Origin of the sequence: Rhodococcus mengyinensis, assembly GCF_048381435.1 — a bacterium.
Classification (GTDB): domain Bacteria; phylum Actinomycetota; class Actinomycetes; order Mycobacteriales; family Mycobacteriaceae; genus Rhodococcus_F; species Rhodococcus_F opacus_D.
The window spans coordinates 1-13,843 of record NZ_JBLWIT010000123.1 but is presented as its reverse complement, the minus strand read 5'-3'; the positions used below and the strand labels follow the sequence as shown (position 1 = coordinate 13,843).

The 13,843-nt window shown below is 66.4% G+C and carries 19 protein-coding genes; 10 read left to right on the top strand and 9 right to left on the bottom strand.

Annotated elements, in window-relative coordinates; genetic code table 11:
- The first annotated feature begins 1 nt into the window (after position 1).
- Both ACNJ7E_RS28180 and ACNJ7E_RS28175 read left to right on the top strand, forming a co-directional pair.
- Positions 2 to 850, top strand: a complete 849-nt coding sequence (locus ACNJ7E_RS28180; RefSeq protein ID WP_418341529.1) for a carbon-nitrogen hydrolase family protein — start codon at positions 2 to 4, stop codon at positions 848 to 850.
- 1 nt (position 851) lies between these two features.
- Positions 852 to 1,931: an MSMEG_0565 family glycosyltransferase gene (locus tag ACNJ7E_RS28175; RefSeq protein ID WP_280779486.1), complete on the top strand. Its 1,080-nt coding sequence runs from the start codon at positions 852 to 854 to the stop codon at positions 1,929 to 1,931.
- Position 1,932: 1 nt separating this feature from the next.
- Here ACNJ7E_RS28175 and ACNJ7E_RS28170 read toward each other — a convergent pair whose 3' ends face one another.
- Complete coding sequence (locus ACNJ7E_RS28170; RefSeq protein ID WP_005254660.1) at positions 1,933 to 2,373, bottom strand: Lrp/AsnC family transcriptional regulator; 441 nt, start codon at positions 2,371 to 2,373, stop codon at positions 1,933 to 1,935.
- A 77-nt stretch (positions 2,374 to 2,450) separates the two neighbouring features.
- Here ACNJ7E_RS28170 and ACNJ7E_RS28165 point away from each other — a divergent pair, with 77 nt between their 5' ends.
- From ACNJ7E_RS28165 to ACNJ7E_RS28155, 3 genes are all read left to right on the top strand, one after another.
- Entirely contained in the window at positions 2,451 to 3,194 is a 744-nt protein-coding gene (locus tag ACNJ7E_RS28165) for an AzlC family ABC transporter permease (RefSeq protein ID WP_280779485.1), read from the top strand.
- Complete coding sequence (locus tag ACNJ7E_RS28160; protein ID WP_280779484.1) at positions 3,187 to 3,516, top strand: branched-chain amino acid transporter permease; 330 nt, start codon at positions 3,187 to 3,189, stop codon at positions 3,514 to 3,516. Before ACNJ7E_RS28165 ends, ACNJ7E_RS28160 begins: the two co-directional genes overlap by 8 nt.
- Positions 3,517 to 3,603: 87 nt before the next feature.
- On the top strand, positions 3,604 to 3,840 hold the full coding sequence (locus tag ACNJ7E_RS28155; RefSeq protein WP_005254663.1) for a hypothetical protein: 237 nt from the start codon (positions 3,604 to 3,606) through the stop codon (positions 3,838 to 3,840).
- 31 nt (positions 3,841 to 3,871) lie between these two features.
- Here the strand turns inward: ACNJ7E_RS28155 and ACNJ7E_RS28150 are convergent, their stop codons facing one another.
- Positions 3,872 to 5,002 carry a helix-turn-helix transcriptional regulator gene (locus ACNJ7E_RS28150; RefSeq protein WP_418341552.1) on the bottom strand — a complete coding sequence of 377 codons (1,131 nt, stop codon included), beginning with the start codon at positions 5,000 to 5,002 and terminating at the stop codon, positions 3,872 to 3,874.
- A gap of 102 nt (positions 5,003 to 5,104) precedes the next feature.
- Here ACNJ7E_RS28150 and ACNJ7E_RS28145 point away from each other — a divergent pair, with 102 nt between their 5' ends.
- Both ACNJ7E_RS28145 and ACNJ7E_RS28140 read left to right on the top strand, forming a co-directional pair.
- Positions 5,105 to 5,575 (top strand): grhN, encoded by a 471-nt coding sequence (locus ACNJ7E_RS28145; RefSeq protein ID WP_280779483.1) that lies wholly within the window; start codon positions 5,105 to 5,107, stop codon positions 5,573 to 5,575.
- An 11-nt stretch (positions 5,576 to 5,586) separates the two neighbouring features.
- Positions 5,587 to 6,390, top strand: a complete 804-nt coding sequence (locus ACNJ7E_RS28140; protein WP_418341528.1) for an MBL fold metallo-hydrolase — start codon at positions 5,587 to 5,589, stop codon at positions 6,388 to 6,390.
- 185 nt (positions 6,391 to 6,575) lie between these two features.
- On the opposite strand, the gene ACNJ7E_RS28135 is transcribed toward ACNJ7E_RS28140, so the two are convergent.
- From ACNJ7E_RS28135 to ACNJ7E_RS28110, 6 genes are all read right to left on the bottom strand, one after another.
- Positions 6,576 to 7,223, bottom strand: a complete 648-nt coding sequence (locus ACNJ7E_RS28135; RefSeq protein ID WP_418341527.1) for a CG0192-related protein — start codon at positions 7,221 to 7,223, stop codon at positions 6,576 to 6,578.
- Between the two features lie 53 nt (positions 7,224 to 7,276).
- Positions 7,277 to 7,807, bottom strand: a complete 531-nt coding sequence (locus ACNJ7E_RS28130; RefSeq protein WP_418341526.1) for a pyridoxamine 5'-phosphate oxidase family protein — start codon at positions 7,805 to 7,807, stop codon at positions 7,277 to 7,279.
- A gap of 113 nt (positions 7,808 to 7,920) precedes the next feature.
- Entirely contained in the window at positions 7,921 to 8,805 is an 885-nt protein-coding gene (locus ACNJ7E_RS28125; RefSeq protein ID WP_283333177.1) for a carboxymuconolactone decarboxylase family protein, read from the bottom strand.
- Positions 8,802 to 10,037: an RNA polymerase sigma factor gene (locus ACNJ7E_RS28120; RefSeq protein WP_418341525.1), complete on the bottom strand. Its 1,236-nt coding sequence runs from the start codon at positions 10,035 to 10,037 to the stop codon at positions 8,802 to 8,804. The genes ACNJ7E_RS28125 and ACNJ7E_RS28120 overlap by 4 nt, the downstream gene beginning before the upstream one ends.
- Positions 10,034 to 10,411 (bottom strand): YciI family protein, encoded by a 378-nt coding sequence (locus ACNJ7E_RS28115; protein ID WP_280779756.1) that lies wholly within the window; start codon positions 10,409 to 10,411, stop codon positions 10,034 to 10,036. Before ACNJ7E_RS28115 ends, ACNJ7E_RS28120 begins: the two co-directional genes overlap by 4 nt.
- A gap of 144 nt (positions 10,412 to 10,555) precedes the next feature.
- The gene (locus ACNJ7E_RS28110) at positions 10,556 to 11,263 is read right to left on the bottom strand and encodes a TetR/AcrR family transcriptional regulator C-terminal domain-containing protein (protein WP_280779477.1); all 708 of its coding nucleotides are present in this window, start codon (positions 11,261 to 11,263) and stop codon (positions 10,556 to 10,558) included.
- Positions 11,264 to 11,488: 225 nt separating this feature from the next.
- Here ACNJ7E_RS28110 and ACNJ7E_RS28105 point away from each other — a divergent pair, with 225 nt between their 5' ends.
- Genes ACNJ7E_RS28105 through ACNJ7E_RS28095 form a run of 3 tightly spaced genes read left to right on the top strand, consistent with a single transcriptional unit; the run spans position 11,489 to position 13,135 of the window.
- Positions 11,489 to 11,683, top strand: a complete 195-nt coding sequence (locus ACNJ7E_RS28105) for a CsbD family protein (protein WP_280779476.1) — start codon at positions 11,489 to 11,491, stop codon at positions 11,681 to 11,683.
- Between the two features lie 51 nt (positions 11,684 to 11,734).
- Positions 11,735 to 11,890: a DUF6131 family protein gene (locus ACNJ7E_RS28100; RefSeq protein WP_280779475.1), complete on the top strand. Its 156-nt coding sequence runs from the start codon at positions 11,735 to 11,737 to the stop codon at positions 11,888 to 11,890.
- A 42-nt stretch (positions 11,891 to 11,932) separates the two neighbouring features.
- Positions 11,933 to 13,135 carry a fatty acid desaturase family protein gene (locus ACNJ7E_RS28095; protein WP_418341524.1) on the top strand — a complete coding sequence of 401 codons (1,203 nt, stop codon included), beginning with the start codon at positions 11,933 to 11,935 and terminating at the stop codon, positions 13,133 to 13,135.
- Between the two features lie 41 nt (positions 13,136 to 13,176).
- On the opposite strand, the gene ACNJ7E_RS28090 is transcribed toward ACNJ7E_RS28095, so the two are convergent.
- The gene (locus ACNJ7E_RS28090; RefSeq protein WP_418341551.1) at positions 13,177 to 13,416 is read right to left on the bottom strand and encodes a WhiB family transcriptional regulator; all 240 of its coding nucleotides are present in this window, start codon (positions 13,414 to 13,416) and stop codon (positions 13,177 to 13,179) included.
- Between the last annotated feature and the right edge of the window lie 427 nt (positions 13,417 to 13,843).

The following is a 13,843-nucleotide window of genomic DNA, read 5'->3' as shown; positions in this document are numbered from 1 at the left end:
TATGGTGACGACACGGTTGGCAGCGTTGGCGGGGCACTTCGGCCGCGACATCGATCGCGCGCTCCTGAAGTTGCAGGCGCTGATCGAGAGTGCGACGAACGACGGCGTGGACCTGCTGGTCCTGCCCGACGCCTGCCTCGGCGGCTACATCTCGGATCTCCGGCGGCCGGACACGGATGAACTCCCGCCCGCGCTCGCCGCGGACAGCCCGGAGCTGGGGGCCGTCGCGAAGATGGCGGGCCGCATGACGGTCTGCATCGGGTACACGGAACTGTGCGACGGGGTGCGCTACAACGCCGCCGCCTGCGTGACCGGCGACGGGGTGCTGGGCAGTCACCGCAAGGTGCATCAGCCGGCCGGGGAATCCCTGGCGTACGCAGCGGGTGACTCCTTCACCGCCTTCGACACACCGGTGGGCCGGATCGGGATGCTGATCGACTACGACAAGACGTTCCCGGAATCCGCCCGCACCCTCGCGCTCGACGGCGCGCGGATCATCGCCGCGTTGTCCGCGTGGCCGGCCAGCATCACGGACCGGGCGGCGCGCATGACGCAGGACCGGCAATCACGCCTGTTCGATCTCTACGACTCGGCCCGGGCCGCCGAGAACCAGGTGGTCCTCGTGTCGTCCAACCAGACCGGAATTCAGGGTGGACTGCGATTCCTAGGTCAGGCCAAGGTGGTGGGCCCGGGCGGCGACGTGCTCGCGCGAACGGGAACGAAGGGTGGCCTCGCCGTCGCCGAACTCGACGTCGACTACGAGGTGAATCGGGCCAGGAAGGTGCTTCGGCACCTGGAGGAACGCCGCATCGACACCTACCGGAGACTGCTGGACCGAGGAGAAAACTGACGTGCGGATCGCGCTGTTGACCTATTCGACCAAACCGCGCGGGGGAGTCGTGCACACGCTGGCGTTGGCGGAGGCCCTGGCTCGGCAGGGCGCGGACGTGACGGTCTGGACTCTGGGCAGGCACGGCGACGCCGCTTTCTTCCGTCCGGTCGACCCGACTGTCGCTGTGCGGGTGGTGCCGTTCGCACACGTCGACGACGAGACCGTCGGTGAGCGGATCCTCCGATCCATCGAGACGATGCGCGCCGCCTTCACACCGGAGGCCTACGACATCGTCCACGCGCAGGACTGCATCAGTGCCAACGCCGTCGGACGGTGCGTGCGAACCATCCACCATCTCGACCAGTTCACGACGCCCGCGCTCGCCGCCTGCCACGAGCGCGCGATCGTGGATCCGTACGCGCGGATCTGCGTGTCCGCCGCCGTCGCCACGGAGGTCTCCGCCGGGTGGGGTCTCGAGTGCGCCGTCATTCCGAACGGCGTGGACGCCGCCCGATTCGAGGAAGCACGCGAGGACACCGAGCGCCGCCGCAGGTGGGCCGGTGAACTGGGCGACTACGTGTTGGCGGTCGGCGGTATCGAACCGCGCAAGGGCAGCATCGACCTGGTGGAGGCCTACGCACTGCTCGTGAAGGAACAACCCGAACTGCGGCTGGTGTTCGCCGGCGGCGAGACCCTGTTCGACTACCGGGGGTACCGGGACGAGTTCGACCGGCGGGCCGCAGAGCTGGGTGTGACACCGACCATCCTCGGAACGATCGACGACGCCGAACTCCCCTCGCTGGTGGCCCAGGCGCGCTCGTTCGCCTTCCTCTCCACCAAGGAAGGATTCGGGCTGGCCGCGATGGAAGCCCTGGCGGCGGGCGTTCCCGTCGTCGCACGTGACCTGCCGGTCCTCCGGGAGGTCTTTCGCGGGACGGTCCGGTACGCGTCCACCCACGAGGAGATGGCACGCGCCCTGACCGAACCTGCCGACGGCGCCTCCCTCGACGAGGGGCGCGCCTTCGCTCGCTCACATCGATGGGACGACGTCGCGCAGAAACACCTCGAGTTCTACCGGGAGGTCGCGGCGCACCGCTGACTCAGTCGGCGCTCTTGATGGTCTTCATCGTGATCAACGACGTGACCCGCGAGACCGCGGGGAGCCCGCTGAGTTTGGTGGCCATGAAGTTCTCGTACGTCGCGAGGTCGCGGACCGCCACCCGGATGAAGTAGTCGGGGATCCCGAACAGCCTCCGGCATTCGATCACTTCGTCGAAGGCGGCGACCCGGGACTCGAACTGTTCGATGGTCGCCTGGTCGTTCACACCGATCTCGGCGGTGACGATCACCTGGAAACCCCGATCGAGCGCTTCCTGGCTGACGATGGCGCGGTAGCCGGTGATGACGCCGTCCGCCTCGAGCTTCTTGACCCGGCGCAGGCACGGGGAGGGTGTGAGACCCACGAGATCCGCCAATTCCGTGTTGGTCAGACTGGAGTCGTTGCGCAGATGGTCGAGAATTGCGTGATCTATGTCGTCCATTGAACTATTATTGCGCAGACTATGCCGAATGGGCATTCTCTCGCAATCGCGCACCTGGATGGTTGCTATAGATTTGCGTGGTGATCGATCCAGCTACCCTCGCGACGACCGCAGTCGTCGACTCCGACCCCCGGCAGGCCCCGGAGTGGCGTCGCGCCCTACAGGCGTCGCTCCCCGTCGGAATCGGGCTGGTTCCGCTAGGGATCGCCCTCGGGGTGCTCGTCGTCCAGCAGGGGCTCAACCCGTGGTGGGCGATGGTTTTCACCTCGCTGATCTACGCCGGTTCCCTCGAATTCATCGCGGTCGGCATGGTGGCCGCGATGACGCCTCTCCCGTACATCGCGCTGACCGCGTTGCTGGTGAACTTCCGGCACGTGTTCTACGCCTTGAGCTTTCCCCTCGACAGGGTGAAGGGCCGGCTTGCCCGCTTCTACAGCATGTTCGCGCTGACCGACGAGGCGTACGCCATGACGGTCACCGGCGACCGGAAGTCGATGTCCGGCCGGGTGATCGTGTACTCGCAGTTGTATCTCCACGCGTACTGGATCGGTGGAGCGATGCTCGGAGCGACCGCGGCGCAATGGATCCCGGAGAACATCGTCGGCCTCGACTTCGCGTTGACCGCGCTGTTCGTCGTGCTGTCCATCGAGGCCATCCGGGCCCAGCGTGGTTTCGCGGTTCCCTCGATGGCCGTGATGTGCGCGCTGATCGCGCGACTCGTCGACCCCGAACACATGCTGCCGATAGCGATGGGCGCCTTCGTGAGCCTGCTCGTCATCCGCTACCTCGTCACCCGGCGAAAGGTGCGCACCGATGCCTGACGCCGGTTACATCCTCGCGGCCATCGCGATCATGGCGATCGTCACGTTCGCCCTGCGCGCCGTTCCCTTCGCGATCGTCATGCCGTTGCGCTCGTCCGCACTCGTCGGCTACCTCGGTGTCTACCTGCCCGCCGGGATCATGCTGATCCTGGTGGCGTACTCCCTGAAGAACGTGTCCGTCACCGCCCCGTCGCACGGGATCCCCGAACTGATCGCGGTGGCGGCGACGGCCGCGGTGCACCTGTGGCGCAAGAATGCGGTGCTCTCGATCGTCCTCGGGACCGGGCTGTACGTCGTCCTGATGAACTGGGTATTCGCCTGAGCCCGGCGCGCCTCACGTTTACGATGCAACCACACGGGTAGGCAGGAACCACAAGACAGTCGGCCGTTTCTCGGGAAGGACGCACTGATGAGTGAACAAGATGCACGCTCGGTGACCGGTGTTCGGGACAAGGACTACAACCTGATTTGGTTCGTCGAAGCGTCACTGAGCAACGCTCTGCGTCTGGAGGGCTACATCTCGGATGCCGACATGGACGGCGACGCCGAGTTGGCCGACTTCTTCCGCCGCGCCCAAGCCGTGAGCCGGAAGGGTGGCGATCTGGGCAAGGCCATGCTGGCCGCCCGCCTGAAGAAGGAACAGTAGGCCCCCGCCCCCTACTGGCCCGGATCGGAACTCAACCGCTCTGCGTATGCCAGGGATCGCCGCGGACAGGCCTGCCCGCGGCGGTCCGCTTTTCGTTGTCGCGAAACCGCGGCTCGTAGTGATGGAAGAACACCTTGCCGACCAGGTCGCGTCGGCTGTGCACGCCGGTCTTGTCGAAGATGCTCTTCAGATGTTGCTGCACGGTCTGTGCCGACACGTGTAGTTCGGCGGAGATCTGCGAAGTCGACGCCCCCTGCAACACCATCGACGTGACCTCCTTCTCGCGCTCGGTCAGCCCGTACGCCGACATCAGCAGCGGATACAGGCGGCTCGGATGCGCCGGCTCCACGATCACCGCGATCCGCCGCCTGCCCGTCGACGTCAGGCATGCCCCATGCAGCACCAACCACGCCCCCGACCTCGACAGCACCCGCGAGATGGCCACGTCGCCCAGCCGGTCGCGGTCTTCCACACACCGCAATACACGACCGGCGAGAGTGATCACCGCGGCCGGCAACTCCCCCCGATCCCAGTCCCCGCCCGGCAGATCCACCATCCACCGGTCGACCCCGGGCGTCGCGGATTCGATGTTCCAGTTCTCGTCGAGGACGAGCAAACCCGGCGAATCGGCATACTCCGGTTCCTCGGCCTGCCCGTACAGCAGTGCGCGGCGGGCACCGCCCGCGAGGACCGGCGCGATCTCCTGCACGAACGACGTCTCGGTTTCCGAGAACATCGGCATCCCCTCGTCGCGATAGAGGCTCAGCGCTCCCCACGTTTCTCCCGAGCGCGTGCGTAACCGCGCAATCAGCTCCTGGTCGCCGCCGAGTGTCCGGTTCCGGCGCCAGCGCGGACTTCCCGACGGATCACCGTGCGCGGCTTCGTGCAACGTGGAAATCCCTTCGGCCGAACGCATTACGTCGGGGACGGACTGAACGTCGTCCTCGTAATACTCGGCGGCCAGCCATTCCCCGGGAAATTCGTCCATGCCGAAGTGATAGTGACTGGTCATCAGCATGGACACGGGGTCGAGAGTGAACCAGCACGGCGTCCAGTAATACGGGACGACACCGGCGACGACGTCCGACGCGTCCCGCCACAGCGACACCAGGCCGCGTGGTGCGGCGCACAATCGTGCGACCTTGTCTGCCGCGCACTGCACGGAATCCACGCTCACGAGTCAATCGTACGAGCGCGGATCGGCGCCGGAAATACCAGAATTGTGGAATGGTGCGCCCGCTCCATCGCTCCTAGCGTCGGTGACATGTCCAAAATCGATACCACGAATGTGCGGCTGAGCCCGCCGCCACCCCAATTGATGCGGCTGGTCAACCCGTTGGTCCGGCGGGTCCTCACGACCCGGTCACTGGGGCGGCGCATCCGGCGCCAAGGGCTGATCGAGTTCACCGGCCGTCGTACCGGGCGCACCCTGCGGGTGCCGGTGTGCCTGCACGACGTCGACGGTCAGACGCTCGTGTTCACCGAGCGTCCGTGGCGGCGCAACTTCGCCGGCGGCGCACCCGTGACGGTCACCCACCGGGGCCGTGTCCGCCGGGGCCGGGCCCTGCTACTGGAGGCCACCCCCGCCGAGGCAGGCGCCGCATTCCGTGCCGCGCTCGACGACGGGGCCACCCCATTCGAACTGGGCCTGAAGGTCCCGCGGGGATACGAGCCGACCGAAGCCGACCTGGCCACGATCGCCCGGTCACTGATCCGCGTCGACTACGACGACTGAGGAGAGTTCCCATGCGTATCAACAATATCCGACGTGATATCACCGCTCTCAGTGACGAACTGGAAGTACCGGGGATCGGGCACCTACCGGTGAACGCGTACGTTCTCCACGCCGCCGAACCCGTCGTCGTCGACACCGGACTCAGCCTGCCCGGACGCGGCTTCATGGAAGCCCTGGGCTCGGTGCTCGATCCCGCGGACGTCGAGTGGATCTGGCTGACGCATCCGGACCGCGATCACACCGGCGCGTTGTTCGACTTGCTCGACGCGGCGCCGCGCGCCCGCCTGATCACGACCTTCGCGGGCGTAGGCATCATGTCCTGCGCACGGCCCGTCCCGATGGACCGGGTCTACCTGCTCAATCCGGGTCAATCCCTCGACGTCGGCGATCGGACACTGACGGCGCTACGGCCCCCGCTGTTCGACAATCCCAGCACCGTCGGCTTCTACGACGACCGCAGCGAGGCCTACTTCTCGTCGGATTGCTTCGGGGCGCCGATGGAGACCGCCGAACTCGCCACCGCCAACGACGTCGGGTACTCCGCACCCAACGCCGTCCGTTCCGCGCAGCACCTGTGGGCCACCGTCGACAGTCCCTGGGTGCATCTGGTGGACGAGACGAAGTTCCTGCGCACCGTCGCCGCGCTCCGAGCGCTCGACCCGCGATGGATCCTCGGCACCCACCTCCCCCCGGCGGACGGACGCACCGCCGAGTTTCTGGACATGCTCGCCGAGGCACCGAAGTCAGACCCCTTCATCGGGCCCGACCAGGCCGCACTCGAGCAGATGCTGGCCGGATTCGAGCCTGTCGGGTGAGGTCCACCGCAGAACGAAAACCGCCGGCACCACATGGTGCCGGCGGCTTCTGCGACGGTGCCGTCATATCGCCTCTCGGCAAGTGGTCGCTCTCGGCGACAATTTTAATGTGGTACCCGGGGTATGTCCGACACCGTCGACGGGTTCAACAGTACCGTCCTCGGAGATATTCCGCCCCTCCGGCGTCACACCTCATGGTTCGCCGTCGGATGCGCGATCGCGAGCAGCGCCGGCGCACCTCGGCCCGGCCAGGTGCCCTCCAGAGTGTGCGAGCCGAGGTCCGCGACCCGATCCGGATCGATCACGCGGAACACCCGCACGCCGATCCGGTCCGTCGTGATGACGGTGGTCGTTCCCTCATTCGCACAGTTCACGGCATCGACGACCGGCACGGTCGAGCCCGGTGAGCCGCTACCCGACACCTTGGTCGTCACCTTTCGGCGCTCGCCGGGTATGTCGAACTGGAGTTCCGCCTCGGTCCCTCCCGTCAGGATCGCCGTCACGAGCGCATTCGCGTACACCGGGTCGGCGCACGCGTCGTAGACCCAGGGCTCACCCAGCACGGAATGCTGCATCGTGGTGATCAGCGACGCCTCCGCACCGGCCATCGGGGCACCGCGATAGGTCACCGGCACCTGCACGACCTGCCCGTCCGCCGTCCGGACCAGGTGGGTTTCGATGCCGACATCCCCGGCCGGATCGTCGAACCGGTACGCACCGACGACCTCGACGGACGACGCGTCGGCGGACCCGATCCAGGGCTGGCGCGGAACCCAGTCACCGAGCATCTCGGCCTTGGACGGGGACAGCTGAGCGTGATGGATGAGAGCCACGCGGCCGACGGTACCGCGTCACCCGGCAATCGGTGCTGGGTCGACAGTGCCGATCAGGACCGCGGCGCCGCGGTGAGCTTGGCGAGGTCAGCGGCGTAGACGGTCATCCAGTGCGGATGCAGCCGGTAGTAGACCACGTCGTTGTCCCAGTCGAAGAAGTCTTCGCCGTAGAAGTCTTTGAAGTAGGCGAGCAGGTCCGGCCAGTCCGCGGCCGGCTCGCCGTCCTGGGGGTTGAGGATCTCCACCGTCCCGTGCGTGAACACACCCAGGTCCTCACCGCGCAGGTGCGCAGCACTGACGGCGGGACGGGCGGCGAGGTGGCGGGCCTTGGCGGCGCCGCGCGCCGTGCCGAAGTGCCACTTCCCGTGCAGGAAGTGCCCGTCGACACCGCTGATCCGCGGTTCGCCCTTCGTCGTGACGGTGGACAGGGCGAGGGTGCACATGCCGGTGACGATCTGGGTGAGCTGTTCTGCGGTCAGGGTGCTCTCGGTGTTGATGATGGAACGCAGGTGTGCGGTGGAGCGGGACAGGGAGGCGTCGAGGAGGGTTTGGAGCTCGTCGAGCTCTTCTCGTGTTTCGCGCATGGAGGTCCTTGTCTGTGTCGATGTCGATCCGGGGCCCGGCGCCGAACGGTGAAACCATGCTCGCACCGAGACCCTGACATCCTGTGTCAGGTTTTTCCGTCGATCTGCTCGGTTCAGCTCGTGGACGTGTGTCCCAGTGCGGACATTCCGGCATCGAAACTCTCCAGGGCCGCGCCGACCGCCGCGGCGACGGTGACCTCGAAGACCTGATCCTCGTTTGGTCCGGCGGCGAGAAGTTTGTCGATGTCGCTGTCGGTGATCGTGTAGGAGGCGTCGCGGACCGCCGCCGCGTAAGCCTGCCACGGTTCGGGAAGGGGGTCGCCGGACGCGGCGGCGAGACGCAGGGCGGGGGCGGTGGTGGCAGGCCGGTGCAACACCGAGTGGCGGAGGTCGGCCACGGCATCGTCACTGCCGTCGGGTCTCGCGCCGTCGGCGAGCAGGAATCCGGGGAAGCGATAGCCGAATCGGTGCAGGGCGCGGGTACCGCTGTGCAACTGGCCTTCTCGGAGGGTGAAGCCGAACGCGTTGGCCAGGCGGTTGACGATGTTCCACACCAGGTTGACACGCAATGCCTCCACCAGCGCCTGTTCGGGCAGGTCGGCGACTCCGGCGGGGTCGGCACGGTCCGGCGTGCGGCTGATCGTGTCGAGGAACTCGCGGACGGCGCTCAGTGGGGGCCGTGCCGACGCGGGACGATCCGGGTCGATCTCACCGTGGCCGGCGATGCGGGTGAGTTCGGCGTGCGTGTCGATGCAGAACGGACAGCGGTGCAACTGCGCGGTGCACATCGCGAGGTACTCCCGTTCCGCGGCGGTCCAGTACGACGGCCCGCGCATCGCGTCGGCGGTGAGCTCCAACAGCGGACGGGTGAGGAAGCCCGGCCGGTACAGCAGGAGCTTCACGATGTCGGGGCTGTCCACGCGCGACATGGTGGACGTGAGCGTGAGGAACAGTTTGGTGCGTCGGCTGTGGCCGTGGTCGAGAATGGACAGTCTCATGGGGACTCCGTGAGGTCGAGTTCGAGCAGACGTCGGGCGAGGAATCGCCGGTCTGCGGGATTGCCGGCGAGTTCGTGTGCTCGCCGGTAGGCGATTGCCGCCTCCGTGGTGCGGCCGAGACGGCGCAAGAGATCGGCTCGTGCCGCATGAAGCAGGTGGTAGCGGTCGATTCCGTTGATTTCGTCGATCAGCGCGAGCCCCTCCTCCGGGCCGGTCGCCATTGCCGTGGCCACGGCGTGGTTCAACGCCACCACCGGTGACGGATCGACCGCGAGCAATTGGGTGTACAGGGCGGCGATGCCTGGCCAGTCCGTGTGATCGGTCGAAGCAGCCTGGGCGTGCAACGCGGCGATCGCGGCCTGCAATTGGTACGGACCCGGGCTGCCGAGGCGTAGCGCCCGGTCCAGTACGCCGATCGCTTCGGTGATCTCGGCGCGATCCCATCGTGAGCGGTCCTGATCCGACAGCAGCACCACGTCGCCGGCGGGATCGTAGCGGGCGGCGCGGTGCGAGTGTTGCAGCAGCAGCAACGCGACCAGTCCGAGCGCTTCGGGTTCGTCGGGCATGAGGGTGGCGACGAGCTCGGCGAGCCTGATCGACTCCTCGCACAGCGTGCTCTGCTCGAGCCGCACCGCCGCATAGCCCTGGGTGAAAATCAGGTACACCACCGCGAGAACGCCGGAAACCCGCTCGGACAGTTGGTGATCGGCCGGGACTTCCAGGACGATGCCGGCGTCGCGAATCTTGCGTTTCGCCCGCACCAAGCGCTGCGCCAGCGTCGACTCGCCGATCAGAAACATGCGGGCGATCTGCCCGGCGGTCAGCCCGGCCACGGCCTGCAGGGTCAGGGCGACCCGCGCGTCCTCGGCCAGGGCGGGATGACAGCACGCAAAGATCAGGCTCAACCGCTCATCACCCATGCGCAGCAGGCTGTCCTCACCGACGTCCGTCATCACCGTCACCACCCTGGACTGTTCACCCACCTGGGCGAGCTTCTCCCGGCCGAGCCGCGCCCGCCGCAGCCGGTCGATCGCGCTGTTGCGGGCCGCAGTGAGCAGCCAGGCCACGGGGTCGTTCGGTACGGTGTCGCCCCACTTGCGCAATGCGAGCGCACACGCATCCTGCAGCGCATCCTCGGCGAGTTCGAAGTCGCCGAGCACGTGGATCAAGGCTGCGAGCATCCGGGCCCTGTGTTCCAGGTAGACCTGCTGCAGCCCCGGTTCGACGTTCATTCCCCGCCGACTGTCACATTCGCCGGACGGTGATCCAGGCCCGGCACATCGACGATGGGCCGCACCTCGATCGACCCCTGCTCGGCCAACGGGCACAAGGCGGCCAGCTCCAGGGCTTCGTCCAGATTGCGACAGTCGAGGACATAGGCTCCGCCGAGGTGTTCATGGGTTTCGGCGAACGGGCCGTCGGTGATCAGCGTCCGACCGTCCCGAACGCTGACCGTGGTGGCGGTGTGTTCCGGCTGCAGGGGGTGCCCGGAGACGAAGACTCCGCGGCGGCGGCACTCGTCGGCGAATGCGTTCACCCGGGCAAGCGCATCGGCGAAACCCGGATCGCCCGGTTCGGGCCGCTCACAGTTGTAGATCAACAGCATGTACTGCACAGGTCCTCCTCTCACCCGTGAAAACTCGGCTGTAGAGAATGACGAACGAGCCAACCCTATCTCGACTTTTCGGCCCACTCGGTTTCGATGTCGATGCCCTCGACCGAACCGGCTCGACGTCCGGGCGCGTTCATATCACCGGTCCGGAGGAGAGTCGGGCTGCGTCGACGTCGCGGTCAGGCCCGCGAGGAGGATGTCGACGCCACGTTCGAGTTCGGCGGCGCCGTCGTAGGACGCCAGCACCGGCGCCAGGCCCCGGATCAGAGGGAACTCGGCGATCGGCAGGCGGTGAAGGCCGAGGCGCAGAAGGTCGTCGGACTCGTCGGGACGCTCGACGAGTTCCTGCAGTTCGTTGAGGACGTGGCCGTAGAGGAAGCCGAACAATGCCCGATAGACGTGCAAGGCATCGGCGCCGGTGAAACCCGCCTTGGTGAGCAGGGCAAGGATGTTCTCGAGGGGACGCAGGGTGCCGAGCGGCCTGAGCCCGAGCGGCGTCGACAGCGGCCGGGTGACCAGTAGCGGTACCACCTGGGGATGGGCGAGGGCCAACCGGCGGAACCCCCGCGCGACCTGCCGTAGCTGGGTGGCCCAGTCGCCGTCGTCGGTGTCGACCTCGAGTTCTTCGAGGACACGCTCGGCGACCCCGTCGAGCAGCGCGGCCTTGTTCGGGGCGTGGCGGTACAGGGTCATCGGGTCGCGGCCGAGTGCTTTGCCGAGGCGGCGCATGGACAGACCGTCGATGCCGTCACCGTCGATGATCCCGAGCGCGCACTCGAGTATCCGCTCACGGGTGATCGGGCCATCGTCGGAGTGGATCGAACGACGCTCGGGCATCTTCGCCACCTTCCCTCGCGTTCAACTGTAGGCCTAAACCGTAGATCTACAGTGTTGACTTGCGACGGAATCCGGCGTTGACTTGATTATGCACCGTGGGCCACAGGAGGCCGTCATGATCGTCCGAGATCGTCGGAGGCGCAAGCGTGTTGAACTCCAGCGGCGACGCATTCCCGCTCACGTACGACGCCTGATCCGCACCCGCCGCGTAACCGAGAAACGAGAAGCATCGCCATGAGTATCGGGAAAAAGCTTCGGCACAAAGCTGAAACCGCTGAAGGCGCCGCCAAGAAGACCGTCGGGAAGGCGCTCGGAAACGAGCGCATGGAGGCAGAGGGACGTGCGCAGGAAGCCAAGGGCAAAGCCAAGCAAGCCGGCGACCAGATCAAGCAGGCAGGCCGGAAGATCAAAAGAATCTTCACACGCTGACCCTCCACACCAGTCCGAATCTCGACCCCCGTCCCGAAATCAGGCCTCATCATGATCATTCTCGGCATCATCCTCGCCATAGTCGGCTTGGTCCTCGGCGTCCCAGCGCTCCTGTACATCGGGATAGCGCTCATCATCATCGGAGTGGTGCTCGAGGTCATGGGGATGGCCGGGCACGCGGTCGCGGGCCGACGCCACTACTACTGACGCACAGCCGGTCCGGCGTGGGTCCGGAATCTGGAGTAGACCATGGCGATATCCGATATCAAGGAATACGCGCACCTCACAGCGGAGGACGTCGAGGCGCTCAGCACCGAACTCGACGCGATCAGGCGGGACATCACCGATTCGCTCGGTGAGCGCGATGCCACCTACATCCACCGCACGATCGCCTTCCAGCGCGGGTTGGATGCCGCTGCGCGGCTGGTGATCCACGCAAGCCGGACGCGCGTCGGATGGGCGCTCGGGACCACGGCTCTCGCCGTGGCCAAGAGTGTGGAGAACATGGAGATCGGGCACAACGTGTCCCACGGCCAGTGGGACTGGATGAACGACCCGGAAATCCACTCCAGCACCTGGGAGTGGGACATGGCGGGCCTGTCGTCCCAGTGGCAGTACTCCCACAACTATCGCCACCATGTGTTCAGCAACGTGATCGGGATGGACGACGACCTCGGATTCGGCGTCATCCGCATCACCCGCGACCAGCCGTGGAAACCGGACAACCTGCTGCAACCGCTGCGGAACCTGTTGCTGGCGGCCACGTTCGAATGGGGCATCGCCCTGCACGGGTTGTATTCCGAACAGGAGCGCGCCGGCACCGCCGCCGAGAAGTCCGGCCATACCCGAGCGCTGATCGGCAAGATCGTCCGGCAGACCGGCAAGGATTACGTACTCTTTCCCGCCGTCTGCGGGCGGCGGTGGCGACGGACGCTGAAGGCGAACCTCACCGCCAACTTACTGCGTAACCTGTGGGCCTACGTCGTGATCTTCTGCGGACATTTCCCGGACGGCGCAGAGAAGTTCACCCCCGCCGAACTGGAAAACGAGACCCGGGCGGAATGGTATCTACGCCAGATGCTCGGCACCGCCAATTTCCGAGCCGGCCCGGTGCTCGCATTCCTCAGCGGCAACCTCTGCTACCAGATCGAGCACCACCTGTTCCCGGACCTCCCCAGCAACCGCTACCCGGAAATCGCGACGCGGGTCCGCGTACTGTGCGAGAAGTACGATCTGCCCTACACCACCGGTTCGCTAGCCAAGCAATACCTTTTGACCCTGCGCACCATCCACAAGTTGGCACTCCCGGACCGGTTTCTGTCCGCGACCGCCGACGATGCTCCCGAGACCGCGTCCGAACTGAAATTCCGCACAGCACCCACCACGCCCGCCGACGGAGGCACCGGACGGCGCGCGGGACTCCGCACCGCGCTGCGCGCGGACCAGCGTTGAGCCGATACAGGGCGAGCGGAGACGCCGCGGACATCCCGCAGTCATGAGCGGTATCGACCGAGTCGCGGCGGCCGAAGATACCGGCGGTCCTTCTCCGTCGTGCCGCCCCAGACGCCGAATTGTTCACCGGTGATCAGTGCGTGATTTCGGCACTCGGTCCGGACCGGGCAGGGCTCGCAGACATGCTTCGCGGCTCGTTCTCGACGAATGCGTGCGCCCTGCCCTTCGCCCTCGTACGGGAAGAAGAGCTCTGTGTCCATGGACCGGCAACGCGCGTGCATCCGCCAATCCCAGTTCGACGCGGAGGGCGCGACCGGCCGGAGTTCGAACCTGTGCTGAGACATCCTGGTCGCCTCTTTCGTGAGAAACGGTGTTCGCTCGACGCGAGGTGTTGGCGACCGCTGGGGTACTTGCGTCCCTTCAGTATGTGAAGGGACGGTAAATACGGCCATTAGGTCGGTCGACGCCTGTAGTCGCGTTTCTAGCCTCTGAACAGCGGATATGGTGCCGATCCGGACTAGATGGTGGCACCGATCGCGGGTGGATGTCAATGCGGGTCTTGACGGGAGCATACATATCCGAGAATATGGCCGTACAAATGTTGTGCGAGTGTGAGTGCGAGGTGGAGTGATGGGCAAGCTGAACGAGGAAGAGGCGTACCTGGTCGAGACGGTGCGCGCCTTCGTCGACCGCGACGTGAAGCCGACG